This is a genomic window from Chitinolyticbacter albus, from assembly GCF_024437655.1.
Classification (GTDB): domain Bacteria; phylum Pseudomonadota; class Gammaproteobacteria; order Burkholderiales; family Chitinibacteraceae; genus Chitinolyticbacter; species Chitinolyticbacter albus.
The window spans coordinates 36,308-59,749 of record NZ_JANBVF010000001.1 but is presented as its reverse complement, the minus strand read 5'-3'; the positions used below and the strand labels follow the sequence as shown (position 1 = coordinate 59,749).

The following is a 23,442-nucleotide window of genomic DNA, read 5'->3' as shown; positions in this document are numbered from 1 at the left end:
CTGTTCCGTGCAAGTGCTGGCTGAAACAGGTATGGTTGAGCCGATAACATAAGAGAACGCTAACGGATTACATCATGCCGTTGCCGAAGCATGAGCAGCGCGCCGCGCTGCGTATTCCCGTCGATTGCAAGGTCAAGATCCGCACGCGTGACCACGGTCCTTCGCACTACGGCATCTGCACCGATCTATCCGTGACCGGCATGACGATACGCACCTTGTTCGTGCCGCGCCCCGACGAGGAGTTCGAGGTCTACGTGATGCCGCCTGCGGGCCAGTCTCCACTGTCGGCCCGAGTACGCGTGAGACGTTGCCACGAGATCGAGCGCGACAAGCTCTATGAACTGGGACTCGCCATCGTCGAGATTCTGGGCTGAACCCAATAAAAAAACCCGGCACGCGCCGGGTTTTTCATGCTGATAACGCTCACTTCGGTTGCTGGCGGATCACCGAGGTGGCGGTGGCGACGAGGCCGGCGATATCGGCGGCGTTGGTCGGCAGCAGCATGGTGTTGTTGGTCTTGGCGAGGTTGGCGAAGGCGGCAACGTATTGCTCGGCGACCTTGAGGTTGACCGCTTCCATGCCGTTCTGATGCGCGATGGCGGCAGCTACCGCGGCAATGGCTTCGGCATTGGCGTGGGCGACGAGGCGTAGCGCCTCGGCCTCGCCGGTCGCGCGGTTGATCGCCGCCTGCTGATCGCCCGACGATTCGTTGATCGCCGCCTGCATCTCGCCTTGCGAGCGCTGGATGGCCGCTTCGCGATCACCGCTGGCGATGTTGATCTGCTCCTGGCGCAGGCCTTCCGATTGGGCGATCCGCGCGCGCTTCTCGCGCTCGGCGGTAATCTGTGCCTGCATCGAACGCAGGATTTCGGCCGGTGGCGTCAGATCCTTGATCTCGTAGCGCAACACCTTCACGCCCCAGCTGGCCGCGGCCTCGTCGAGCGCCGAGACGACGGCGCGGTTGATCTCGTCGCGCTCCTCGAAGGTCTTGTCGAGCTCCAGCTTGCCGATCACCGAGCGCAAGGTGGTCTGCGCCAGCTGGGTGATCGCCATCACGTAGTCGCTGGCGCCGTAAGAGGCGAGCTTGGGGTCGATCACCTGGAAATAGAGGATGCCGTCGACCTGCAGCTGCGTGTTGTCGCGCGTGATGCAGACTTGGCTCGGCACATCCATCGGAATTTCCTTCAGGCTGTGCCTGTAGGCGACGCGATCGACAAAGGGGATGACGATGCGCAGGCCAGGTTCCAGCACGTCATGAAACTTGCCGAGGCGTTCACGCACCCAGGCGTTTTGTTGCGGCACGATCTTCAGCGTTTTGGCGACGAAGATAATGACGATGACGAGCAGCGTAATGGCAAAGGTCATGGCGGGTTTCCGTGGTGGTCGTCGCTTAGTGGGCGGGTGGGAGGGGGGAGAGCTGCAGCGTGGTGCCGCGTAGCGCCACGATATAGAGTACGGTGGGGCGTGGCACTGCGGCGATGGCGAGTTCACCGTCCCAGTGCGAGCCGCGATAGCGCACGCGCACGTGCGTGTCGTCCTTCCAGGTTTCGACTTCGACTCGCTGGCCGATATCGTAGGCGGGCTCGGCCCGGGTGAGTTGCTGTTGCCGGTCTTTCCAGCGACGTAGCGCGGCAACGGCGGCGAGCGCGCACAGCGCGGCGATTACGAATTGCCCGGCGAGCGGCATGCGCAGCCAGGCCGCAAGTGCACCGGCCAGAAAGCCCGCAGCGATGGCCAGGAGATAGAAGGTACCCGAGACGATCTCCAGCCCGACCAGGAACAACGCCAGCACCAGCCAGGTACTGAGTTCAGTCATGTAGTTCGCTCCACGTGGCCTAGCACGTAAGCATAGCCGATCAATGGCAAAAAAAGCGCGCCCCAAGGCGCGCTTCCTGTATCCGGCATCGCTGCGATCATGCTTGCAGCGTGGCCAGTCCGCCGAGATAAGGGCGCAGGGCCGCGGGCACGGTAATCGAGCCATCGGCGTTCTGGTAGTTCTCCAGTACGGCGACCAGCGTGCGGCCGACGGCAAGGCCGGAGCCGTTGAGCGTATGGACGAGTTCGTTCTTGCCGTTCTCGTTCTTGAAGCGCGCCTGCATGCGGCGGGCCTGGAACGCGCCCATGTTCGAGCAGCTGGAAATCTCGCGATAGGTGTTCTGCGCCGGCAGCCACACTTCCAGGTCGTAGGTCTTGGTGCTGCCAAAGCCCATGTCGCCGGTGCACAGCAACACCTTGCGATACGGCAGCTCCAACAGCTGCAGGATGCGCTCGGCGTGGCCGGTGAGCTGCTCCAGCGCGTCGAACGAGGCATCCGGGTGGACGATTTGCACCATCTCCACCTTGTCGAACTGATGCTGGCGGATCATGCCGCGCACATCACGCCCATAAGAGCCCGCTTCCGAGCGGAAGCACGGCGAGTGCGCGGTGAGCTTGATCGGCAATTGCTCGGCTTTCAGGATGTCGCCGGCCACCGTGTTGGTCAGCGTGATTTCCGAAGTGGAGATCAGATACTGGTCGACCGCGCTTTCTTCGCCACCGCGCGTAACCTTGAACATGTCGGCGGCAAACTTGGGCAGCTGGCCGGTGCCAAAGAGCGCGGTGTCGTTGACGATGTAGGGCGTATAGATTTCTTCGTAGCCATGCTCGGTGGTATGCGTGTTGAGCATGAACTGCGCCAGTGCGCGATGCAGCCGGGCGACGCCGCCACGCAGCACGGTGAAGCGCGCGCCCGAGAGTTTGGCGCCGGTCTCGAAGTCGAGCCCCAGCGGGGCACCGAGGTCAACGTGATCCTTGATCTCGAAACCGAACTGGCGCGGCGTGCCCCAGCGCAGGATTTCCTGGTTCTCGGTTTCATCGCGGCCGACCGGTACCGACTCGTGCGGCACGTTGGGAATGCCGGCAAGCAACGCATCGAGCTTGTCCTGCAGTTCGGTCAGCGCTGCTTCCTTGGCGGCGAGCTCGCCCTTGAGATTCTCGACCTCGGCGAGGATGGGCGCGACATCCTCGCCACGGGCCTTGGCTTGCCCGATCTGCTTGGACACGCTGTTGCGCTTGGCCTGCAGCTCCTGCGTCGCGGTCTGCAGCGTCTTGCGCTCGGCTTCGAGCGCGGCGAAGGCGGCCGTGTCGAGGTCGAATTTACGGGTCTTGAGGCGGGCTGCAACGCCATCGAGGTCGTTGCGAAGCTGGTTGATGTCGAGCATGGCGGGTCTCGCTAAGAAGCTGTTCTTATGAATGGCGGCTATTTTACCCGAACGATCAGGGCGAGCTACCTAAAAGCCGGCTACTGCAATGGCGCGTTAGGAGGCGCGGCCTGCGCCGTTTACTTGCGGCCTTGCACTTCGTGCCACGCGGCGTCGAGCTCGGCAAGGTGACGCAGTTTTTCGGCGATCTTGCCTTCCAGCCCGCGTGGCGTTGGGTGGTAGAAGCGGGTACCGAGGAGGCCGTCCGGCAAATAGGTTTCGCCGGCGGCGTAGGCGTCAGGTTCGTCGTGCGCGTAGCGGTAGTCATGACCGTAGCCCAACTCCTTCATCAGCCGGGTCGGCGCATTGCGCAGATGGACCGGAACCTCGCGGCTCTTATCACGCCCGACAAGCGCGCGCGCATTGTTGTAGGCCATGTAGCCGGCATTCGACTTGGGGGCCACCGCGAGGTAGATCACCGCTTGGGCCAGCGCGAGCTCGCCTTCCGGGCTGCCGAGGCGCTCGTAGGTGGCGGCCGCGTCGTTGCAGATCTGCATCGCGCGCGGATCGGCAAGGCCAATGTCCTCCCACGCCATGCGCACGATGCGGCGGGCGAGATAGCGCGGATCGGCGCCGCCGTCGAGCATGCGGGTGAACCAGTACAGCGCGCCGTCCGGGCTGGAACCGCGTACCGATTTATGCAGCGCGGAAATCTGGTCATAGAACGCGTCGCCGCCCTTGTCGAAGCGGCGCGCATTCAGGCTTAGCGCGGACTCCAGGAACTCGGCGTCGAGCGTGTCGCGCCCGTCCGCCTGCGCGGCGTTGACTGCTTGCTCGATCAAATTGAGCAGACGGCGGGCGTCGCCGTCGGCATAGCCGACGAGCATGTCGACCGCGCCGGGGGCAAGGTGCAGCGCTGGGTAGCAACGTTGCTGCGCCCGATCGGCCAGTATGGCGAGTTCGTCGCTGCTGAGCGGTTTGAGCACATAGACCTGGGCGCGCGACAACAGCGCGGCGTTCACTTCAAACGAGGGGTTCTCGGTGGTCGCGCCGATAAAGGTGACGAGGCCGGATTCGACGTAGGGCAGGAAGGCATCCTGCTGCGCCTTGTTGAAGCGGTGCACCTCATCGACGAACAGCATGGCGCGCCGACCACGCGCGGCGATGTGTTCGGCCTGCTCCATGGCGGCGCGGATATCCTTCACCCCGGAGAACACGGCCGAGAGCGCAATGAATTCGCAATCGAACGCGCGGGTGAGCAGGCGCGCCAGCGTGGTCTTGCCAACGCCGGGCGGGCCCCACAGGATCATCGAATGTGGCTGTTGCGAAGCAATGGCAAGCGACAACGGCTTGCCGGGGGCAAGCAGGTGCTGCTGGCCGACTACATCGGCCACCGTGGCCGGGCGCAGCCGTTCCGCTAAAGGTTCGTGCGCAGCCGTGGCTGGCCCGAACAGATCATTCGCGGACGACATCGACGTCTTTGGGCGGCGTAAAGCGGAACAGCGCCGGGTCGAGCTTGGCGTTGCGCTTGATGTTCTCAAAGCGCAGGCGGGTCAGTTGATCAAAGCGATCGACCAGCTCCATCTCGACGATGTCACGGCCCTTCAGGCCAAGCCGCACGCTGGTAAAGCCCGACTCCTCGCTCTTGGGCGTGGCTTCCAGCCAGGAGAGCCCGTTCTTCGCTGGCAGGGCTTGTACGCTGTAGTTTTTCTCCAGCGCATTGTCACCAGCCAACAGCGCCGCGGGGCTCGATTCGAGCGCGGTGCCCATGCTCTTGACGGTGGCTTGGCGCAGGTCAGGGTCGTACAGCCATACGCTGTTGCCGTCGCCGACGATCAATTGTTCATAGGGCGCGGAGTATGACCAGCGGAACTTGCCGGGTCTCTCGATGGCGAGTTCGCCCCGGCTTTGCTGGGGCTTTCCCCGTTGCTGGGTGACGGTCTGGCTGAAACTGCCTTGCAGGGTTTGCGTCTCGGCAAGCGCCGCCTTGAGCGTCGCCAGGGCATCGGCTGCCTGGGCGGGAACGAGGGCCAGCGCGGCCAGGAGGGACAGGGGAGTCAGGGTGGAGGTCATCGCGATATTGTGAACCAGTTGGGGCGCTGCGCCCATGCTAAGAGCCTGTTTACGATCTTTTCACGGCAGCGCCGGGCCGGAAAATGGTTAGGCACAAGGCGTACGACACGGGTAATAACGGGTTATTTCCAAGGAGTACAACGCAGTGGATGACCATTTTCCGACCCGGCCCGCAGGGTTCGGGGCACTGCCGGCGCGCTGCTGCGTTGCAAGCCGCTCACAGTATTCATACTGCAGCACGTCTTGCGCCTTGCCGCACACCGGCACTACCCCGAACGCTGTCGCGAAAAGATCGTAAACAGGCTCTAAGGCGTGCGCTCCCGGCCCGGAATGTAAAAAGCCCCGCCGAAGCGGGGCTGTTTGATCGAAACCGGATTACTTGGTTTCAATCACTTCGCGGGAACCGCGAACTTCGATTTCGACGCGACGGTCCGGCGTCAGGCATTCGACCAGCTTGGCGCGCGACTTGATGGCGTTGCAAGTGTCGCCAGTAACCGGCTCGCCTTCGCCGCGCGATTCTGCGGTGATACGGTCAGCCGGAGCACCCTTGGCAATCAGGTAGTCCTGAACGGCCTTGGCGCGGCGATAGCCCAGTTCGAGGTTGTACTTTTCCGAACCGAGGCGGTCGGTGTGACCCACGACCACGGCACCACCGTCCTTCGGGTCGAGGTTCACAACTTCGTTGTAAAGCTGGTCGAGCGCGTCCTTACCCGACGGCTTGAGCACCGCCTTGTTGAAGTCGAACAGCACTTCGGCTTGCAGCGTGAACTTCTTGGTGGACGCGACCGGGGCCGGGACGGGAGTGGGGGCCACTGCCGGAGTGGGCGTTGCGGGAGCTGTCGGCTCGACGTAGCCCGGGCAACCCTTGATGGTCTTGGCTTTATCTGCGCTCCAGGAGCCGGTTTGCCAGCACTCGCCGATACCGTTCTTGACCACGCCTTCCGGGTTGGCTGGGTTTACATTGGTGCCGTTGGTGACATAGGCATCGGTCGCGGCGAACGCGGTAGCCGATACGCCGAGAGCGCCGGCAATAGCGAACTGAAGCAGGGATTTCTTGAGCGACTGCATAGTTTTATTTCTCCTAGGTAGTTTGATTGCAAAGCCAGGGAACCAGTTACCCTTTTCGTACTAGACTCAATGATTGGCACAAAATGCTGTAAGTTCCAACCAACCAATCAGTAACGGTTCATATTCTAGTGTCTTAACTTTCGCGTATGCAAATGAACACGTCGTGAATTTTTCGATCGCAGGCCACAAAATTGGAGTGATAAGGGGGGCGTGATAAACTTCCCTCCTGTTTTCTTAGCAGATCATCGCCCTTGTCGCACACTTCGACAAGGCTCCCTTGCTCCCTCAGCTTGTATGAGAAGGCGCCATCTACGGTCCCAGGAAGATGTCCGAACAAAACAGCTTCGCCAAAGAAACAATTCCCGTTAGCCTCGAAGAGGAAATGCGCCGATCCTACCTCGACTACGCGATGAGCGTGATCGTCGGGCGGGCGCTGCCGGATGCGCGTGACGGCCTCAAGCCCGTACATCGGCGCATCCTGTTCGCGATGCATGAAAGCAACAACGTCTGGAACCGCTCGTATGTGAAGTGCGCCCGGGTGATCGGCGATGTGCTCGGTAAATACCATCCGCATGGTGATAGCGCCGCGTATGAGGCACTGGTGCGGATGGCGCAGAATTTTTCGCTGCGCTACATGCTGATCGATGGTCAGGGCAACTTCGGCTCCATCGATGGCGATCCGGCCGCCGCCTATCGTTATACCGAGTGCCGGCTGGCGCGGGTATCGAGCGAGCTGCTCGCCGATATCGACAAGGAAACGGTCGACTTCACGCCGAACTACGACGAGAAGGAACTCGAGCCCACCGTCCTGCCGACGCGCATCCCCAACCTGCTGGTCAATGGCAGCTCGGGCATCGCCGTGGGCATGGCGACCAATATTCCGCCGCACAACCTGTCCGAAGTGATCGATGGCGCGCTGGCGTTGCTGGCCAACCCGGAACTCACTGTGGATGAACTGATCGATTTCATCCCGGCACCGGATTTTCCTACGGCCGGCATCATCTACGGCATCAATGGCGTGCGCGAGGGCTATCGCACCGGACGTGGCCGGGTGGTGATGCGCGCGCGTTGCCATTTCGAGGACGTGAGCAAGAACAGCGATCGCCAGCAGATCGTGGTCGACGAGCTGCCTTATCAGGTGAACAAGGCCAAGTTGCTTGAGCGCATCGGCGAGCTGGTGCGCGAAAAGACCATGGAAGGGATTTCGGAAATCCGCGACGAGTCGGACAAATCCGGCATGCGCGTGGTGATCGAGCTCAAGCGCAACGAAATGCCCGACGTGGTGCTCAACAATCTGTACAAGCACACCCAGCTGCAGGACAGCTTCGGCATCAACATGGTGGCGCTGGTCGACGGCCAGCCGCGCCTGCTGAATCTGAAGCAGGTGCTCGAGTGCTTCCTGCGCCATCGTCGCGAAGTGGTCAACCGCCGCACGGTGTTCGAGCTGAGGAAAGCGCGCGAGCGCGGCCATATCCTCGAAGGTCTGGCGGTGGCGTTGTCGAACGTCGACGAGATCATCGCGCTGATCAAGGCTGCCGCAACGCCGCCTGAGGCCAAGATCGCCCTGATGGGCCGTACCTGGCGCTCGCAACTGGTCGAGGACATGCTGTCGCGCGCCGATCTGTCGGCCTCGCGCCCGGATGGTCTTGCGATCGAGTTCGGCATGGGGGCGGACGGCTATCGCTTGTCCGATGTACAGGCCCAGGCCATCCTCGACATGCGCCTGCAACGGCTGACCGGCCTCGAGCAGGACAAGATCGTTGGCGAGTACCGCGAGGTGATGGACAAGATCCTCGATCTCCTGGATATCCTCGCCAAGCCGGAACGCGTGCGCCAGATCATCGTCGACGAGCTGGGGCAAGTGAAGGAGCAGTATGGCGATGCGCGCCGCTCCGAGATCGTCGCCCACGGTGAGGATCTGTGCATCGAAGACCTGATCACGCCGCAAGACATGGTGGTGACGCTGACTCACGGCGGCTATATGAAGGCGACGCCGGTCGACGAGTACAGCGCCCAGCGTCGCGGTGGTCGCGGCAAGCAGGCCGCAGCGACCAAGGATGACGACTTCATCGACCAGTTGTTTGTCGCCAATACCCACAACTACATCCTGTGCTTCTCCAGCTTCGGTCGCGTCTACTGGCTGAAGGTGTACGAGCTGCCGCAAGGCGGGCGTACCAGCCGCGGCAAGCCCATCGTCAACCTGCTGCCATTGCAGGATGGCGAGAAGATCAGCGCCGTGCTGCCGGTGAAGGAATTCACCGACGACCAGTTCGTGTTCATGGCCACGGCCGATGGCACGGTCAAGAAGACGCCGCTGACGGCGTTCTCGCGGCCGATGAAGCGCGGCATCATCGCGATCAACCTGGAAGACGGCAATGACCTGATCGGCGTGGCGCTGACGCGCGGCGCAGGCGGCCAGTTGCTCGATGACGATGCGGCCGACGACGAGGCAGCGCTCGACGATGAGGCATTCGACGATGCTGAGCAGACGGTCGAAGGCGATCAGGTCATGCTGTTCTCGGACGCCGGCAAGTCGGTGCGCTTCAGCCAGGACAAGGTGCGGCCGATGGGGCGTAACTCCCGTGGCGTGCGCGGCATGAAGCTCGCAGAAGGCCAGAAGCTGATTGCGCTGCTGGTCGCCGAGTCGGCGGATCAGCAGGTGCTGACCGCGACCGAAAACGGCTACGGCAAGCGTACCCCGATTGCGGACTACCGCCTGACCAGCCGTGGCACGCAGGGCGTGATCGCCATCGATACCGGCGAGCGCAACGGCAAGCTGGTGGCCGCGACCCTGGTCGAGGAAAGCGATCACCTGATGCTGATCACCACGGGTGGCGTGCTGATCCGTACTCGTGTGGCGGAAATCCGCGAGACCGGGCGTGCCGCTCAGGGCGTGCGCCTGATCAACCTCGACGAGGGCGAGAAGCTCTCCGGCCTCGAGAAGGTGGCCGAGGCGGACGAGGACGAAGTGGTGCTCGGCGAGGCTGAAGGTGACGCCCCTGCCGGCGATACGCCTGCTGGCGAAGCTGCGGGAGAGTAAGGAGCAGCCGATGGCGGTCCGCAATCCCGCGTTCTTTGACCAGCTGCAGCGCTGGTTCATGACCTTGCCGCATTGCCAGGTGCTCGGCCTCGAGTACGTCGAGGCCGATGCCGGCTCCGTGCTGCTGCGCCTGCCGTATTCGGAAGCCATCGTCGGCAATCCGGAAACCGGCGTGGTGCATGGCGGGGCCGTCACCACGCTGATCGATACGGCCAGCGGCACCTGTATCTACACCTTGTTCGACGCCCCCGAAAGCGTGGCGACGCTGGATTTGCGCATCGACTACCTGCGTCCCGCCACCGCGGGCGTGGCCGTCCTGTGCCGGGCCGAATGCTATCGGCTGACGAGCCAGATCGCCTTTACTCGCGCTGTCGCCTATCAGGACGAGCGAGAGATCGCGCACGGGGTCGGCACTTTCATGCGCACGCAAGTGGGGGCGGCATGACCCAGAGCGAAATGAAACACTGCTGGCAGCTGGCGCGTGAAAACGGCGACTACAGCGCCGTGATCGTGGCCATTCCGTATGCCCGCACCATCGGTATGCAAATGGCGGAGCAGGCCGGCGAGCTGCGTTTCACGCTGCCGTTTGCCCAGTCCAATGTCGGCAACGTGCTGCTGCCAGCCTTGCATGGCGGCGTGATCGGCGGCTTCCTGGAAACCGCCGCGGTCCTCACGCTGCTGACTTCGGCCGAGACCAATGCCATCCCCAAGGTGGTCGATTTTTCCATCGACTACCTGCGTAGCGGCCGGCCGGTCGATTTGTACGGCCGCTGCGAGATCGTGCGCCAGGGCAAGCGCGTCGCCAATGTGTTAATGACCGCGTGGCAGGACGACTTGGCCAAGCCCGTGGCGTCTGCCCGGGCGCATTTCCTGCTTTCGTGATCGCTGTGATTATCGTATCCACCCCGCAATAGAGAGAACGACGATGACCCAGGTGTACAACTTCAGCTCTGGCCCCGCTGTATTGCCGCGCGAGGTGCTGCTCGCTGCGCAGGCAGAACTCGTCGACTGGCACGGCAGCGGCATGAGCGTGATGGAGATGAGTCATCGTGGGCGCGAATTCACCCAGATCATCACCGAGGCCGAGGCGGACCTGCGCAAGCTCCTGGCCGTGCCGAAGAGTCACCGCATCCTGTTCCTGCAGGGCGGGGCGCATTTCCAGTTCGCCATGGTGCCGCTCAACCTGGCGGCTGAGGGCGACACGGTCGATTACGTGAACACCGGCCACTGGTCCAAGATCGCGATCAAGGAAGCGCGTCGCTATGCGAACGTGAATATCGCGGCGAGTGGCGAAGGTGGGCACTTCACCTCCATCCCGGACGAGGCGAGCTGGCAGCGCAGCGAGAATGCCGCCTACCTGCACTACTGCTCGAACGAGACCATAGGCGGAGTCGAGTTTCCCTATGTGCCGCAATCCGCTGTGCCGCTGGTGTGCGACATGTCGTCCAACATCCTGTCGCAACCCGTGGACGTGTCGAAGTTCGGGCTGATCTACGCCGGTGCGCAGAAGAATATCGGCCCCTCGGGCCTGACCCTTGCCATCGTGCGCGAAGACCTGCTGGGCCACGCCCGGCTTGGCACGCCGACCATGCTCGACTACAGCGTGCATGCCGAGGCCGATTCGCTCTACAACACGCCGCCGACCTTCGGCATCTACATGGCGGGCCTGGTGTTCAAGTGGCTGCTGGAGCGCGGCGGCGTGGCCGGCATCGAGGCGCGCAATATCGAGAAGGCGGCGCTGCTCTACGAAACCATCGACACTTCCGCGGGCTTTTACAGCTGCCCGGTCGAGAAACCGTTCCGCTCGCGCATGAACGTGCCGTTCCGCCTGGCGGACGAGTCGCTCGATGATGCCTTCCTCGAAGGCGCCAAGGCGCGTGGCCTGGTGCAGCTCAAGGGCCACCGCTCGGTTGGCGGCATGCGCGCTTCGATCTACAACGCCATGCCGCTCGAGGGTGTGAAGGCGCTGTGCGACTATATGCGCGATTTCACGCGTAGCCACGGTTGAGGCGAGCGATGGCCGGGCAAGGTAGCGGTGGCAACGTACTCGCGGCGCTGGCGAGCTTCTTCATTCCCGGTCTGGGCCAACTGGTACAGGGCCGGGTGCTGAAGGCAGCGCTGATGTTCGTGCTCGCCGCCGTGCTCTGGTTCATCTTCATGGGCTGGGTCGTGCACCTGTGGTCCATCGTCGACGCAGCGCTGTTCGATCCGGCCAAACACCAATAAGCGGCCAGGCCGCACGCAATCCCTCAGGGCGGAAAGACCCCGTATGGACAACAAGCTCGAAAGCCAACTCAAGCAACATCGCGATGCCATCGATGCCATCGATGCCGAGGTGCTGCAGCTACTGAACCAGCGCGCGCAGCATGCGCGCACCATCGGCGAGATCAAGGGCGGTGGCGTGGTCTACCGACCCGAGCGCGAAGCCCAGGTGCTGATGCGCATCAAGGCGCTGAACCAGGGCCCGCTGTCGGGCGAAGCGGCAGCCAAGCTGTTTCGCGAGATCATGTCGGCCTGTCTCGCGCTGGAGCGGCCGCTCACCATCGCCTTCCTCGGCCCGATCGGCACTTTCACCCAGGCTGCCGCGATCAAGCATTTCGGCCATGCCGCGGCGACGCAGGCCTGTGGCTCGATCGACGAGGCGTTCCGCGCCGTCGAATCAGGTTCGGCCGACTACGTGGTCGCGCCGGTGGAGAACTCCACCGAAGGCGCAGTCGGGCGCACGCTGGACTTGATGGTCAACACGCCGCTCAAGATCTGCGGCGAGGTGGTGCTGCGCATTCATCATCACCTGTTGCGCGCCACCGACGGCAAGGAAGGCATACGCCGCGTCTATTCGCACGCGCAAAGCCTGGCGCAGTGCCACGAGTGGCTGAACAAGAACCTGCCGGCCGATGTGGAGCGTATTTCGGTAGCGAGCAATGCCCATGCCGCCAAGCTGGCGAGCGAGGATCCAAGCGCCGCCGCCATTGCCGGGGATGCGGCGGCGGAAAACTTCAACCTGCTCAAACTGGCGCAGAACATCGAGGACGAGCCCAACAACACCACGCGCTTTTTGGTGCTGGGCCATCAGGAAACGACGGCGAGCGGCCGCGACAAGACGTCCTTGCTGATCTCCGCGCCCAATCGGCCCGGCGCGTTGCACGCGCTGGTCGAGCCGCTGGCGCGGCATGGCGTATCGATGAGCAAGTTCGAATCGCGCCCTAGCCGCACCGGCTTGTGGGAATACCTGTTCTTCGTCGATGTCGAAGGCCACGCTGGCGACGTGCACGTTGCCGCGGCGATCGCCGAGCTCAAGGGCGTGGCTGCCTTCGTCAAGGTGATCGGTAGCTATCCGCAGGCGGTGATCTGAGGGCGCCTCAGCGCGCGACGCTTTTGTCGCCCGAGCTGAAGACGGAATGACGTCGTTACGCGACGCAATGCAATCAACAATGGGCAGCCTGAGCGCTGCCCATTTGCTTCGGGAGTCACCATGCAACATGTAGTCGTCTTCTGCGGTGCCCGCCACGGCACCGATCCCGCGCACACCGCAGCCGCCCGCCAGCTCGGCGCCGTGCTGGCCGCAGGTGGACGCACGCTGGTCTACGGCGGTGGCCATGTCGGGCTGATGGGTGAGGTGGCCGACGGTGCGCTGGCCGCGGGTGGCCGCGTGATCGGCGTGATCCCGCATTTCATGGTCGAGCGCGAACTGGCGCATGGTGGCTTGTCCGAGCTGGTCGTCGTCGATTCGATGCACACGCGCAAGGCCAGGATGGCCGAACTCGCCGATGCCTTTGTTGCGATGCCGGGCGGCTTTGGCACGTTGGACGAGCTGTTCGAGATCCTGACCTGGGCGCAGATCGGCCTGCACGGCAAGCCGGTGGCGCTGCTCAACACCCATGGCTATTTCGATGGCTTGCTCGCCTTTATGCGCACCGCGGCGCAAGGGGGCTTCGTGCGGATGGACGAGGTCGAGCGGCTGGTGGTCGAGGCCGATGTGCACACATTGCTGCAGCGGCTGGCCGCGATTCCGGTGCACGACGCCGGCTGGCGCCGGCACGACGTGCGCACGCACGGCTGAATTCGCTTTCTCACTGACTGCCCGGCACGGCGCAGCCGCGCTACACTGCGGGTTTTGCGTCTTGCCGGAGTGCCTTCATGTCGTTGTTTGAGCTCGCCCCCGATTACGTCCGCGCCATCGCCCCGTACCAGCCGGGCAAGCCGATCTCGGAGCTGGCGCGCGAAATGGGGCTGGACCCGGCCGGCATCGTCAAGCTCGCCTCCAACGAGAACCCGCTCGGCATGAGCCCGCTAGCGCGTGCCGCCGTGGAAAAGGAAATCTCCGAGCTCGCCCGATACCCGGACGGCAACGGCTTCGAGCTCAAGGCCAAGATCGCCAGCAAGTTCAATGTCGGGCTCGATCGCATCGTGCTCGGCAATGGCTCCAACGACATCCTGGAGCTGATCGCGCGCGCCTTTCTCACACCGGGCGATTCCTCCGTCTATTCGCAATACGCGTTTGCGGTCTATCCGCTGGCCGTCCAGGCGTGTGGCGCCACCGGCATCCAGGTGCGCGCAGTCGATTACGGCCACGATCTGGAAGCGATGCGCGCCGCCATCCAGCCCAGTACCAAGATCGTCTGGATCGCCAACCCCAACAACCCCACCGGCACGCTGGCGCGTCCGGGCGACCTAATCGAATTCCTCGAGCTGTGCCCCAAGCACGTGCTGGTGGTGCTCGACGAGGCGTACACCGAATACCTGCCACGCGAGAAGCGCAGCGATTCGATCGCCTGGCTCTCGCAATTCCCCAACCTGATCGTGGTACGCACCTTCTCCAAGGCCTATGGCCTCGCGGGCCTGCGCGTCGGGTTTGGCTTGGCGAGCCCGGAGGTTATCGATGTGCTCAACCGCGTGCGCCAGCCGTTCAACGTCAATAGCCTGGCGCAGGCGGCGGCCAGCGCGGCGCTCGATGACATCGAGTTCCTGCGTGCATCGGTGCGCGTCAACAACGAAGGCATGGCGCAGCTGACCGCTGCATTCCAGCGGCTGGGCCTCTCCTTCATCCAGAGCTGGGGCAACTTTGTCACCTTCCATTGCGGCGATGCGCAGGCACTCAACCGCTATCTGCTGGAGCGTGGCGTGATCGTGCGCCCGCTCGCTGGCTACAACATGCCGCATTCGCTGCGGGTGTCGATTGGCCTGGCCGAGGAAAACGCGCGCTTCATCGAAGTGCTCGACAGCGCGATGGCAGACTGAGCCAACTGCGACCACCCGGGAAGATGCCGATGGCGCGTTGATCTGCCCGCGCTTAACGTGCACCGCCGATGCCCAGCTCCCTGCCCATGCCCCGTCTGAAACGCTGTCTCGTTGCCGCGCTGGTTCTGGCCACCTGCATGCCGCTGCGCGTGCTGGCCTATGGCGTGGACTTCGAAGGCCCGGGCGAGGCGGTCGAGCTGCTGGAAAAATATCTCGACCTCTATCGCTGGCGTTCACGCGATATCGAAGCGGACGAATTGCGCGCGCTGGTCGAGCGCACGCCCGCCGACGCCGAGGCGCTGCTTAATACGGCCGGCTATTTCACCCCCAGGATCACGGCGACGATGTCGGGTGTAGGCAGCACGGAACGTGTGCGGGTGATGGTCGATCCCGGCCCGCTGGCGATGGTGCGCGAGGTAGTGCTGCAGCTGGAGGGACAGATCAACGAGGATCCGGCCTACCGCGAACGCGTCGAGGCTTATTTGCAGCGTGATCCGGCACTGGCACGTGGATTGCCGTTCTCCCAGTCTGGCTGGTCGGCCTACAAGCGCCGCGCGCTCAATGCGCTGCAATTTCGCCGCTACGCCGGTGCGCGTATCACCCACAGCGAGGCGCGAGTGGTGCCCGGCGAGGCGGCGGTCGATCTTGCGCTGACGCTCGATAGCGGGCCCTACTACCGGTATGGCGAGATCATGATCGAAGGGTTGGCACGCTATCCAGAACGCATCGTGCGCGACCAGATCCACCTGGACCCGGGAAGAGAATTTCACCGCCGCGATCTGCAGGAGCTACAGAGCGATCTGCAGGAAATGCCGCAGTTCGCCACCGTCATCGTCGAGCCGGTGCTCAAGGCCGAGCCGCCTTACCATGCGCCGGTCAAGGTGACGCTGCAGGAAGCGCCGATGCAGAAGTTCACGGCTGGGTTCGGTTACAACACCAACACCGGGTTTCGCACCGAGCTCACCCATCGCTACAACAACGTCGCCGATCGCGGCTGGGTGCTCGACAGCAAGATCCGCTGGGAGCAGCTGGAACAGGAGCTTGGCGCGTCGCTCACGTTTCCGCGTCATCGCAGCGGCTACGATCACCGGGTTTACATGAATGTCGAGAACTCGAAAGTCAGCGGACTGGACAGCAGCACCTACAAGGCGGGGGTCGCCCGCTCGATCAAGGGTGACAAGATCGACCGCACCATCACGCTCGAATACCTGACCGAACGTCGCGAAGTGGTGGACGGTGAAGTCGAGCGGCCACAGACGCTGTCGCTGAGCTACCAGTGGATCCGGCGCGAGCTCGACAGCCTGCGCAACCCGCGCGACGGCTCGGTACTGCAACTGGAAGCCGGCGGTGGCATCAAGCAACTGCTGTCTGATACCAATTTCCTGCGCCTGTATGGCCGCTCGACCTATTACTGGCCGATGGCACAGAAGGATGTGCTGATCACCCGCGTCGAGCTTGGCAACACGCTGACGCATGATCCGAACGCGGTGCCGACCGATTTCCTGTTCCGTGCCGGCGGCAGCAACAGCGTGCGCGGTTACGATTTCGAAAGCCTGGGTATCCAGACCGGCGACGGGGTGCAGCCGGCACGCGCGCTGGCCACGGCGACGCTGGAATACCAGCACGCCATCTTCAAGGACTGGCGCGCGGCCGCCTTCGTCGACTACGGCGACGCGGCCGATCGTTGGCAGGATTTCGAAGGCAAGGCCGGCGTCGGCGTCGGTGCGCGCTGGGTCAGCCCGGTCGGTGTGCTCGGCGCCGATGTTGCCTACGGTATCGACGAGCAGCAATGGCGCGTCTACTTCGCGCTGGGGGTGGCGTTTTGAGCGAAGTGGAGCGCATACCCGACATGCCGGTCGCCGCCGAGTCACCCCTGGCCACAGATTCATCGACGCCCCGGCGCCGCAGGCGCTGGCTGTGGTGGGGGCTTGCGGGCGCGTTGCTGGTCTTGATCGCGGCGGGGTTTGGCCTGGTGCGCTGGCTCGATACGCCCTCCGGCCACGCCTGGCTGGTCGAGCGCGTGAATGCCACGGGCGTGGCCCGGATCGGCGCGCTGTCCGGGAGCCTGTGGCGCGATCTGGTGGTGAGCGATCTCGTGGTTGACACCGAATCGGTGCACGTGGCGGTCAACCGCATCCGCCTGTTGTGGTCGCCCCGCGCGCTGTGGCACGGCCAGATTGCGGCACAGTTGCTCGAGGTCGGTGCGGTCGATATCACGGCGAAGCCACAACCGCCCGACAAGCCCAAGACGCCGCCGCCGGACAGTCTGTCGCTGCCGCTGGCGATCCGTGTCGACGAAATCCGGCTGGCGCGGCTGCGCGTGCTGAACACGCCAGTCGAGTTGAAAGCCGTGCGCGCAAGCCTGGCCAGCGATGGCGATGTCCACCAACTCGACCTGCGACAGCTCTTGACGCCGCGCGGCCGGGCCACTGGCCGCCTGCGGCTTGATGGCCGTGCGCCGTTTGCCACCAGCGGCAAGCTGGCGTTCGGCGGCAAGATCGACGACTACGTGGTCGATACGGCGCTGACGCTGTCGGGCGGTTTGCGCAATCTGGGCGTGGCCGGGCATGTCGGGGGGGACAAGCTCAAGATGGACGTCAAGTTGCGGCTCGATGCGTTCGCGCCCTATGCCTACGCCATGCTGCTCGAGGCCGATCTGGCGGCTGAGCATATCGATCCGGCGGCCTTGCAACCGGGCTTGCCGCGCGCCGATCTTGCGCTGGTGCTGACGCTAGCTCCGACCGCCAAGGGCGCCGTCGGCAGCCTCACGCTCGACAATCACCTCATTGGCCGCATCGACGAAGGCCTGCTGCCGTTCAGTCGGGTGAGCACCGAGTTTGCCGTGGGCGAGGACTGGCTGACATTGACCCGGTTGAAGGCTGCTTTGCCGGCCGGTGCCACGCTGACGGGAGGCGGGCAGTTCACGCGCGACACATTGCGGTTACAGATCGCGCTGGCCAAGCTCGATCTGCAGGCCTTGCAGCAGTCGCTGATCCCGACCGAACTGGGCGGCACCGTGACGCTCAGCGGCCCTTACCGCGCACCGGATGTGGTACTCGACGTGAAGGACGCGAGGCTGCAGACCGCCGCACAGGCAAAGCTCGGCTGGATCAATCCGGATCGCGAACGCCGCCTTGCCTTGCGCGAACTGCTGCTGCGGCGCGGCAACAGTCATTTGAAGGCGAGTGGCGAGTTTGGCTTCGAGAAACAGGATTTCAAGCTGACGGCGCTGGCCGAGCGCTGGAATCCGGCCGATTACGCGCCACTGCCGCAAGGCGAGATCAGCGGCAAGCTTGATCTCGCCGGGGCACTCAAGCCGGCACTCACCATGACGCTGGCCTATGCGCTGCAGCCCAGCGCCTTTAACGGCTATCCGCTCGCCGGCAGCGGGAAGCTGGCACTGAGCGCTGAACAACTGCATGGCGCCGATTTCTGGCTCAGCCTGGGTGACAACCGCGTCGCGGCCAAGGGGGCGTTGGGCCGGCCCAACGACACGCTGACCGTGGATGTGGCGCTCAAGGAATTGCAACAGGTCGGGCGCGGTTATCACGGCCGGGTGCTGGGCCGGGTACTGGCGCGCGGCGACTGGCGAAAACCACGTCTGCAGATCGATCTGGACGCCGACACGCTGCAGACTCCCTTTGGCCTCAACGTCGCCGAAGCTACCATCGATGCCGACCTGTATCCGGACCTCGACAGCCCCCTCAAGCTGCAGGCCGCCGTGCGCAATGCCACGGGCTTCGACGCCCGCATCGATACCTTGTCGCTGCAGCTGACTGGCACGCGCGCGCGCCACCAGCTGGCTTTCGACGCGGCTGGCGGATACGGTGAGCATCCGTTGTCGCTGGCATTGCAGTCCAATGGCGGCTTTGACGCGAATTGGCTGTGGAGCGGCCGGATCAACCGGCTGCAAGGGCAGGGACCGCTGCCGGTGCGACTGCTTGACCCTGTTGTCGCCAAACTGGGCGCAGGGCGAGTCGAGCTAGGGGCGGCCACGATCGAGGCGGGCCGCAGCCAGCTCAGGCTGGAGCGATTGGTGTGGCGCGATGGCCAGCTGCAGACGCGCGGCAGCGCACCGCGGCTCGATGTCGCCGAATGGCTGGGTCTGGCTAACCCGGTTCCCGGGCTGGAAACCGATCTGTTGCTGGCCGCGCAATGGGATGTGAAACTGGCGCAAACGCTGGATGGCCGCGTCACGCTGCAGCGCTTGTCCGGCGACGTGCGCCGCAAGGTGGGCAGGACGATGCAGGCGCTGGAACTGGCCGAACTGCAGGCAACGCTGGAGTCGCGTGCCTCCGCGGTGACGGTGGATGCCAGGGTGGCGAGCCAGCGCTTCGGCCATCTGGCGGTCAATGGCGCCAGCCGGATCGATGCCCGCCGCCTGCAGCTCGTGCCGGAAGCCGATATTGACATGAAGGTCGTCGGCGATTTGCCCGACCTTGCCAAGATAGCGCCGCTGTTGTCCGACAGCGTGGTTTTGGCGGGCAGCCTGAAGCTCGATGTGCGGCGGCGTGGCCCGCTGGCGGCACCGGTCTTCGGCGGTTCGCTCAGCGGCAGCAAGCTGGCGGTGCACGACAAGGCCACGGGGATCCGGCTGCGGGATGGCGAGCTCGGTATTGCGCTGAGCGAGCGCAAGGTATTGCTGCAGACGTTCAGCTTCAAGGGCGGCAGCGGCACGCTCACCGCCAGCGGCGCGGTCGATCTCAGCCGCGACGACGCGGCTGCCGAGGCGGTGATCAATGCGAACGAGCTGCTGCTGGTGAACCGGCCGGACGTGGTCCTGGTGGTCAGCGGCAGGGGCGATATCCGCTATGGCGTGGCGGGGTTGTCGGTCAGCGGCAATCTCAAGGCCAACCGCGGGCGTATCGAATACCGTGGCAATGATGTCCCCGCGCTATCCGATGACGTGGTCGTCGTCGGCCGCGAGCGCGATCGTTCTGGTGGACAACTCAAGATTGCGGACATCAGCTTCGATGTCGACCTGGGCGACGATTTCACTTTCCGTGGCTACGGCCTGGAGGCGGTGTTGTCGGGGGCGTTGCGCTTTCACGCCAGCCCGGATGCCGCCCTGTCGGCGCGCGGCGTGGTGCGGGTGGATGAAGGAACCTACCGTGCCTACGGCCAGAAGCTCGATATCGAGCGCGGCATCCTGTCATTCGCCGGCCCGATCGACAATCCTGGGCTCGACATCCTGGCGGTGCGGCGCGGGGGCGCGGTCGAGGCCGGGGTGCAGGTAAAGGGCAGCGCAATGTCGCCGCAGGTGACGCTGTATTCTGATCCCAATGTGTCCGATAACGAGAAGCTGGCCTGGCTGCTGTTCGGCCATGGCGCCGACAATATGGACAAGGGCGATGCGGCGGTGATGGTCCAAGCGCTCAACGCGATCCTGACCGAAGGCAACCCGGGCGAAGGGGTCACCGACCAGATCTTCGACTCATTGGGTATCGACGAAGTCGGGTTTTCCTCGTCGGAGCGCTCGGACGGCACGACCGCGCAGGTGGTGACAGTCAGCAAGCGCATCGGCCGCTGGCTGCGCGTGGGGCTGGAAAAAAGCTTTGACGGTTTGTCGGATGCGGTGTCGATGACGGTGCTGCTGTCGCGGCGCTGGTCCTTCGTCACCCGCTTCGGTACCGATGAAAGCGAGGCGGACATGCTCTACACGATCAGCTTTGACTAGAAATGAGAGGCATGCACCGCGGTGCGCTCACCGTTTCAAACGCATTGCTTGCCGAAACCGCTTATTGTTCCAAAATTGAGGTCGGCGATATTTCATCAGACGGATGGCCCGTACAGGGCTGCCGCGACAACAAACCCCAGGAGACCTTCGTGAGCAACACGATGCGCGTACGCCGGCCTTTGGCCGCTTTGATGATCACGCTGCTGCTGGCAGCCTGCGGCGGTGGTGGCGACACCGAGAATGTTACTCCCACCACGCCTGGCCAAGCCGCCGGTTTCAACCAGATCGTCGCCTTCGGCGACAGCCTGAGCGACAGCGGTACCTACAACCCGACCACGGCCGATGCCGATCCTAGCAACGACGTGCCGGTGGGGTTGATGTTCACCACCAAGCCAGGCGGCACCTGGGTAAGCTATGTGGCGCTGGCGCTGGGATTGCCGCTGACGTCGAATCAGCAGGTGAACTTCGGCGTGGTTGGCCGCGGCGGCCAGGTATTCGAGCTGGGTGGCCTCAACTACGCCGAGGGAGCGGCAACCGTGCAGGTCGATGCGCCCAATGGCGGCGTGCAGAACCAGACCATCCCGGGCGTCGGCACCGTGCCGGTACAGACCGCGACGGCGCGTTCGATTTCCACGCAGATCGGCGACTATCTCGCGGAGCACGGCAATGCGTTCAACGGCAACCAGCTGGTGCTGATCCAGGGAGGTGCCAACGACTTCTTCGCCTTCCTCAAGCAGGTGGCTGGCAATCCTTCACTGGGTGCCAATGCCCCAACCGTGATCAGCAATACCGTCACGGCCATGGTGACGCAGATTCAGCGCCTGAAGGCCGCCGGGGCAACCCATATCGTCTACGCCAACCTGCCGGACCTGGGCTCCACACCGCAGTTCCGTAATACGCCGCTGGCCGGGCTCGCAACCACGCTCTCCACCAACTACAACGCGGCGGTGAAGTCGGCACTCGCCAGCAGCAATAGCGGCGTCGTGGTCTTCGACACCCAGGCACTGATCACTCAAGCCATTGCTGCACCGGCGAGCTTCGGCTTCGTGAACGTCACCACTCCGGCTTGCACCAGCTACACCACTCCGGGCGATGCGAGCACGCTGACCGCGCTGATCTGCTCGGAAAAAACGCTGGTCTCGGCCGGGGCGGACCAGAGCTATCTGTTTGCGGATGGCGTACATCCCACCGCACGTGGTCACCAGGTCTGGGCGGCTGCAGTTCTGCAGGCGCTCGGCAGCTAAGTACCCGCAATACAGCACAAGGGCCCTTCGGGGCCCTTGTGCATGGTGGTGGTGCTCGGAGCGGGTCGCCGCCAGTCGGCCTGGGCTGCAGGGCAACCATGCCGATGCGCCTTGCTGCGCACGCGGAGCGCGAGCGCGCCGCAACCGGCCAACACCACGTGATGATCACAGTGTGCGTGCTAGTACGCAGCAGTCGATCCGGCCGGCGCCGGCGCGCAACAGGGTCTTGGCGCAGGCTTGCAGTGTGGCGCCGCTGGTCATCACGTCGTCGACCAGCAGCACATGCTCGCCGTGCAGCAGCCGGGCCGTTTCGAAGCTCGCGCGCAGGTTGCGCAGCCGGGCGCTGCGCCGTAACCGGGCCTGGTGTTCGCCATCGCGCGTGCGTAGCAGCAGATCAGTGAGCAAAGGCCGCCGCCAGCCCTTGGCGAGCACGGCCGCGATCTCGACCGACTGGTTGTAGCCGCGCTCCGCAAGCCGGGTTGCGGCCAGCGGCACCGGGACGATCAGATTGACGTCGACAGCTGCCATTTCACACAGCATGGCCTGTGCCAGCACAGGGAAAATACTCCAGCGCTGACCGAATTTCGCGGCCTGGATGGCTGCGGCCAGCCAGCCATCATAGCGATAGCAGGCGTAGGTCCGGGTAAAGGCTGGCGCGGCGGCAAGGCAGCGGCCGCAGACGCCGGCGACAGGCACCGGTTCGGCGCACACCGGGCATGCCGGGGAGGGGAGCCTAGGCAGCTCGGCGCAGCAGCCGGAGCACAGGCCGTGCGCGCAGGGCACCCCGCAGAACAGGCAATCGCTCGGTAGCGCCTCGAAGGCAGATCGCATCCGGTGTAATGATTTGTTCAGAAATTCGTTCATCGAAATTTGACAATGAGGGCTTGGGCTGCCGACAATCCAGCAGAACCACTGTAGACCACGCCCATGAACGCCTCGCATACCCAGCCCATAGTAATCAAACGCACCACACCGCATGCCATGGTTCAAAACTGGGCGGCGGCCGACGTGCTGGCGCTGTTCGACTTGCCCTTCAACGATCTGTTGTTCCGTGCACAACAGACGCATCGTCTACACTTCGATGCCAATCGGGTACAGCTCTCGACGCTGCTGTCGGTGAAAACGGGCGGGTGCAGCGAGGATTGCGGCTATTGCCCGCAGGCGGCGCGTTATCACACGGGTGTGGAAAACCAGAAACTGCTATGCGCCGACGAAGTCATCGAAACCGCGCGTATCGCCAAGGAAAACGGCGCCAGTCGCTTCTGTATGGGCGGGGCCTGGCGCGGCCCCAAGCAGCGGGATCTGGACGAGCTGAAGAAAATGATCGCCGGGGTGAAATCGCTGGGCCTGGAAACCTGTGGCACCTTCGGTATGCTCAAGGATGGTATGGCCGAACAGCTCAAGGAGTCTGGCCTCGATTACTACAACCACAACCTCGATACCGCGCCGGAAAAATATGGCGATATCGTCACCACTCGCGAGTACGACGATCGCCTGGATACGCTGGGCAAGGTGCGCAAGGCCGGCCTCAACGTCTGTAGCGGCGGCATCGTCGGCATGGGCGAAACCCGCGAGGAGCGTGCCGGCCTGATCGCGCAGCTGGCCAATCTCGATCCTCAGCCCGAATCAGTGCCGATCAACAACCTGGTGCCGGTACCGGGCACGCCGCTTGAGAATGCCGAACCGCTCGACTGGACCGAGTTCGTCCGCACCATCGCGGTGGCCCGCATCACGCTGCCCAAGGCTTACGTGCGGCTCTCGGCCGGCCGTCGCGAAATGCCCGAAGCGATGCAGGCGCTATGCTTCATGGCCGGGGCCAATTCGATCTTCTATGGCGACAAGCTCCTGACCACGGGCAACCCCGATGTCGAGGGGGATCGCCGCCTGTTTGCCAAGCTGGATCTGGCACCGCTTTAGCGCCTG

Annotated in this window: 20 protein-coding genes; 13 read left to right on the top strand and 7 right to left on the bottom strand. The window is 64.0% G+C overall.

Annotated features, from left to right (window positions below):
• The first annotated feature begins 74 nt into the window (after positions 1-74).
• Positions 75-374 (top strand): PilZ domain-containing protein, encoded by a 300-nt coding sequence (locus NLI84_RS00245; RefSeq protein ID WP_255987326.1) that lies wholly within the window; start codon positions 75-77, stop codon positions 372-374.
• A 49-nt stretch (positions 375-423) separates the two neighbouring features.
• Here NLI84_RS00245 and NLI84_RS00240 read toward each other — a convergent pair whose 3' ends face one another.
• The 6 genes from NLI84_RS00240 to NLI84_RS18895 all read right to left on the bottom strand — a co-directional run bounded on the left by NLI84_RS00240 (position 424) and on the right by NLI84_RS18895 (position 6,320).
• Complete coding sequence (locus NLI84_RS00240) at positions 424-1,365, bottom strand: SPFH domain-containing protein (protein WP_255987325.1); 942 nt, start codon at positions 1,363-1,365, stop codon at positions 424-426.
• Positions 1,366-1,390: 25 nt separating this feature from the next.
• Positions 1,391-1,816, bottom strand: coding sequence for an NfeD family protein (locus tag NLI84_RS00235; protein ID WP_255987324.1), 426 nt, complete (start codon positions 1,814-1,816; stop codon positions 1,391-1,393).
• Positions 1,817-1,913: 97 nt separating this feature from the next.
• Positions 1,914-3,200, bottom strand: a complete 1,287-nt coding sequence (serS, locus tag NLI84_RS00230) for a serine--tRNA ligase (RefSeq protein ID WP_255987323.1) — start codon at positions 3,198-3,200, stop codon at positions 1,914-1,916.
• A 119-nt stretch (positions 3,201-3,319) separates the two neighbouring features.
• On the bottom strand, positions 3,320-4,651 hold the full coding sequence (locus NLI84_RS00225; RefSeq protein WP_255987321.1) for a replication-associated recombination protein A: 1,332 nt from the start codon (positions 4,649-4,651) through the stop codon (positions 3,320-3,322).
• On the bottom strand, positions 4,635-5,252 hold the full coding sequence (lolA, locus tag NLI84_RS00220; protein WP_255987319.1) for an outer membrane lipoprotein periplasmic chaperone LolA: 618 nt from the start codon (positions 5,250-5,252) through the stop codon (positions 4,635-4,637). The genes NLI84_RS00225 and lolA overlap by 17 nt, the downstream gene beginning before the upstream one ends.
• Before the next feature lie 375 nt (positions 5,253-5,627).
• Positions 5,628-6,320 (bottom strand): OmpA family protein, encoded by a 693-nt coding sequence (locus NLI84_RS18895; protein WP_284699751.1) that lies wholly within the window; start codon positions 6,318-6,320, stop codon positions 5,628-5,630.
• 325 nt (positions 6,321-6,645) lie between these two features.
• Here NLI84_RS18895 and gyrA point away from each other — a divergent pair, with 325 nt between their 5' ends.
• The 11 genes from gyrA (at position 6,646) to NLI84_RS00160 (ending at position 21,519) form a co-directional block, all read left to right on the top strand.
• Complete coding sequence (gene gyrA / locus NLI84_RS00210) at positions 6,646-9,360, top strand: DNA gyrase subunit A (protein WP_255987318.1); 2,715 nt, start codon at positions 6,646-6,648, stop codon at positions 9,358-9,360.
• A 10-nt stretch (positions 9,361-9,370) separates the two neighbouring features.
• Positions 9,371-9,805 (top strand): PaaI family thioesterase, encoded by a 435-nt coding sequence (locus NLI84_RS00205; protein WP_255987316.1) that lies wholly within the window; start codon positions 9,371-9,373, stop codon positions 9,803-9,805.
• Positions 9,802-10,242 (top strand): PaaI family thioesterase, encoded by a 441-nt coding sequence (locus NLI84_RS00200; protein WP_255987314.1) that lies wholly within the window; start codon positions 9,802-9,804, stop codon positions 10,240-10,242. The genes NLI84_RS00205 and NLI84_RS00200 overlap by 4 nt, the downstream gene beginning before the upstream one ends.
• A 43-nt stretch (positions 10,243-10,285) precedes the next feature.
• Positions 10,286-11,368 carry a 3-phosphoserine/phosphohydroxythreonine transaminase gene (gene serC, locus NLI84_RS00195; protein ID WP_255987313.1) on the top strand — a complete coding sequence of 361 codons (1,083 nt, stop codon included), beginning with the start codon at positions 10,286-10,288 and terminating at the stop codon, positions 11,366-11,368.
• A gap of 8 nt (positions 11,369-11,376) precedes the next feature.
• Positions 11,377-11,586 carry a DUF6677 family protein gene (locus NLI84_RS00190; RefSeq protein ID WP_255987311.1) on the top strand — a complete coding sequence of 70 codons (210 nt, stop codon included), beginning with the start codon at positions 11,377-11,379 and terminating at the stop codon, positions 11,584-11,586.
• 43 nt (positions 11,587-11,629) lie between these two features.
• Positions 11,630-12,712 (top strand): prephenate dehydratase, encoded by a 1,083-nt coding sequence (pheA, locus tag NLI84_RS00185; protein ID WP_255987310.1) that lies wholly within the window; start codon positions 11,630-11,632, stop codon positions 12,710-12,712.
• A 120-nt stretch (positions 12,713-12,832) separates the two neighbouring features.
• The gene (locus NLI84_RS00180; protein ID WP_255987308.1) at positions 12,833-13,420 is read left to right on the top strand and encodes an LOG family protein; all 588 of its coding nucleotides are present in this window, start codon (positions 12,833-12,835) and stop codon (positions 13,418-13,420) included.
• 77 nt (positions 13,421-13,497) lie between these two features.
• Positions 13,498-14,598 (top strand): histidinol-phosphate transaminase, encoded by a 1,101-nt coding sequence (gene hisC, locus NLI84_RS00175; RefSeq protein ID WP_255987306.1) that lies wholly within the window; start codon positions 13,498-13,500, stop codon positions 14,596-14,598.
• 86 nt (positions 14,599-14,684) lie between these two features.
• The gene (locus NLI84_RS00170) at positions 14,685-16,424 is read left to right on the top strand and encodes an autotransporter assembly complex protein TamA (RefSeq protein ID WP_255987304.1); all 1,740 of its coding nucleotides are present in this window, start codon (positions 14,685-14,687) and stop codon (positions 16,422-16,424) included.
• A 5-nt stretch (positions 16,425-16,429) separates the two neighbouring features.
• Positions 16,430-20,275: a translocation/assembly module TamB domain-containing protein gene (locus NLI84_RS19090; RefSeq protein WP_255987302.1), complete on the top strand. Its 3,846-nt coding sequence runs from the start codon at positions 16,430-16,432 to the stop codon at positions 20,273-20,275.
• A 149-nt stretch (positions 20,276-20,424) separates the two neighbouring features.
• On the top strand, positions 20,425-21,519 hold the full coding sequence (locus NLI84_RS00160) for an SGNH/GDSL hydrolase family protein (protein ID WP_255987301.1): 1,095 nt from the start codon (positions 20,425-20,427) through the stop codon (positions 21,517-21,519).
• A 165-nt stretch (positions 21,520-21,684) separates the two neighbouring features.
• On the opposite strand, the gene NLI84_RS00155 is transcribed toward NLI84_RS00160, so the two are convergent.
• Positions 21,685-22,215, bottom strand: a complete 531-nt coding sequence (locus NLI84_RS00155) for a ComF family protein (RefSeq protein WP_255987300.1) — start codon at positions 22,213-22,215, stop codon at positions 21,685-21,687.
• A 231-nt stretch (positions 22,216-22,446) separates the two neighbouring features.
• Here NLI84_RS00155 and bioB point away from each other — a divergent pair, with 231 nt between their 5' ends.
• Entirely contained in the window at positions 22,447-23,436 is a 990-nt protein-coding gene (gene bioB, locus NLI84_RS00150; RefSeq protein WP_373316866.1) for a biotin synthase BioB, read from the top strand.
• Positions 23,437-23,442: the final 6 nt, after the last annotated feature.

Coding starts and splice junctions, on each gene's coding strand:
- NLI84_RS00245 (WP_255987326.1), top strand. CDS start 75: ATGCCGTTGCCGAAGCATGAGCAGCGCGCCGCGCTGCGTATTCCCGTC.
- NLI84_RS00240 (WP_255987325.1), bottom strand. CDS start 1,365: ATGACCTTTGCCATTACGCTGCTCGTCATCGTCATTATCTTCGTCGCC.
- NLI84_RS00235 (WP_255987324.1), bottom strand. CDS start 1,816: ATGACTGAACTCAGTACCTGGCTGGTGCTGGCGTTGTTCCTGGTCGGG.
- serS (WP_255987323.1), bottom strand. CDS start 3,200: ATGCTCGACATCAACCAGCTTCGCAACGACCTCGATGGCGTTGCAGCC.
- NLI84_RS00225 (WP_255987321.1), bottom strand. CDS start 4,651: ATGTCGTCCGCGAATGATCTGTTCGGGCCAGCCACGGCTGCGCACGAA.
- lolA (WP_255987319.1), bottom strand. CDS start 5,252: ATGACCTCCACCCTGACTCCCCTGTCCCTCCTGGCCGCGCTGGCCCTC.
- NLI84_RS18895 (WP_284699751.1), bottom strand. CDS start 6,320: ATGCAGTCGCTCAAGAAATCCCTGCTTCAGTTCGCTATTGCCGGCGCT.
- gyrA (WP_255987318.1), top strand. CDS start 6,646: ATGTCCGAACAAAACAGCTTCGCCAAAGAAACAATTCCCGTTAGCCTC.
- NLI84_RS00205 (WP_255987316.1), top strand. CDS start 9,371: ATGGCGGTCCGCAATCCCGCGTTCTTTGACCAGCTGCAGCGCTGGTTC.
- NLI84_RS00200 (WP_255987314.1), top strand. CDS start 9,802: ATGACCCAGAGCGAAATGAAACACTGCTGGCAGCTGGCGCGTGAAAAC.
- serC (WP_255987313.1), top strand. CDS start 10,286: ATGACCCAGGTGTACAACTTCAGCTCTGGCCCCGCTGTATTGCCGCGC.
- NLI84_RS00190 (WP_255987311.1), top strand. CDS start 11,377: ATGGCCGGGCAAGGTAGCGGTGGCAACGTACTCGCGGCGCTGGCGAGC.
- pheA (WP_255987310.1), top strand. CDS start 11,630: ATGGACAACAAGCTCGAAAGCCAACTCAAGCAACATCGCGATGCCATC.
- NLI84_RS00180 (WP_255987308.1), top strand. CDS start 12,833: ATGCAACATGTAGTCGTCTTCTGCGGTGCCCGCCACGGCACCGATCCC.
- hisC (WP_255987306.1), top strand. CDS start 13,498: ATGTCGTTGTTTGAGCTCGCCCCCGATTACGTCCGCGCCATCGCCCCG.
- NLI84_RS00170 (WP_255987304.1), top strand. CDS start 14,685: ATGCCCCGTCTGAAACGCTGTCTCGTTGCCGCGCTGGTTCTGGCCACC.
- bioB (WP_373316866.1), top strand. CDS start 22,447: ATGAACGCCTCGCATACCCAGCCCATAGTAATCAAACGCACCACACCG.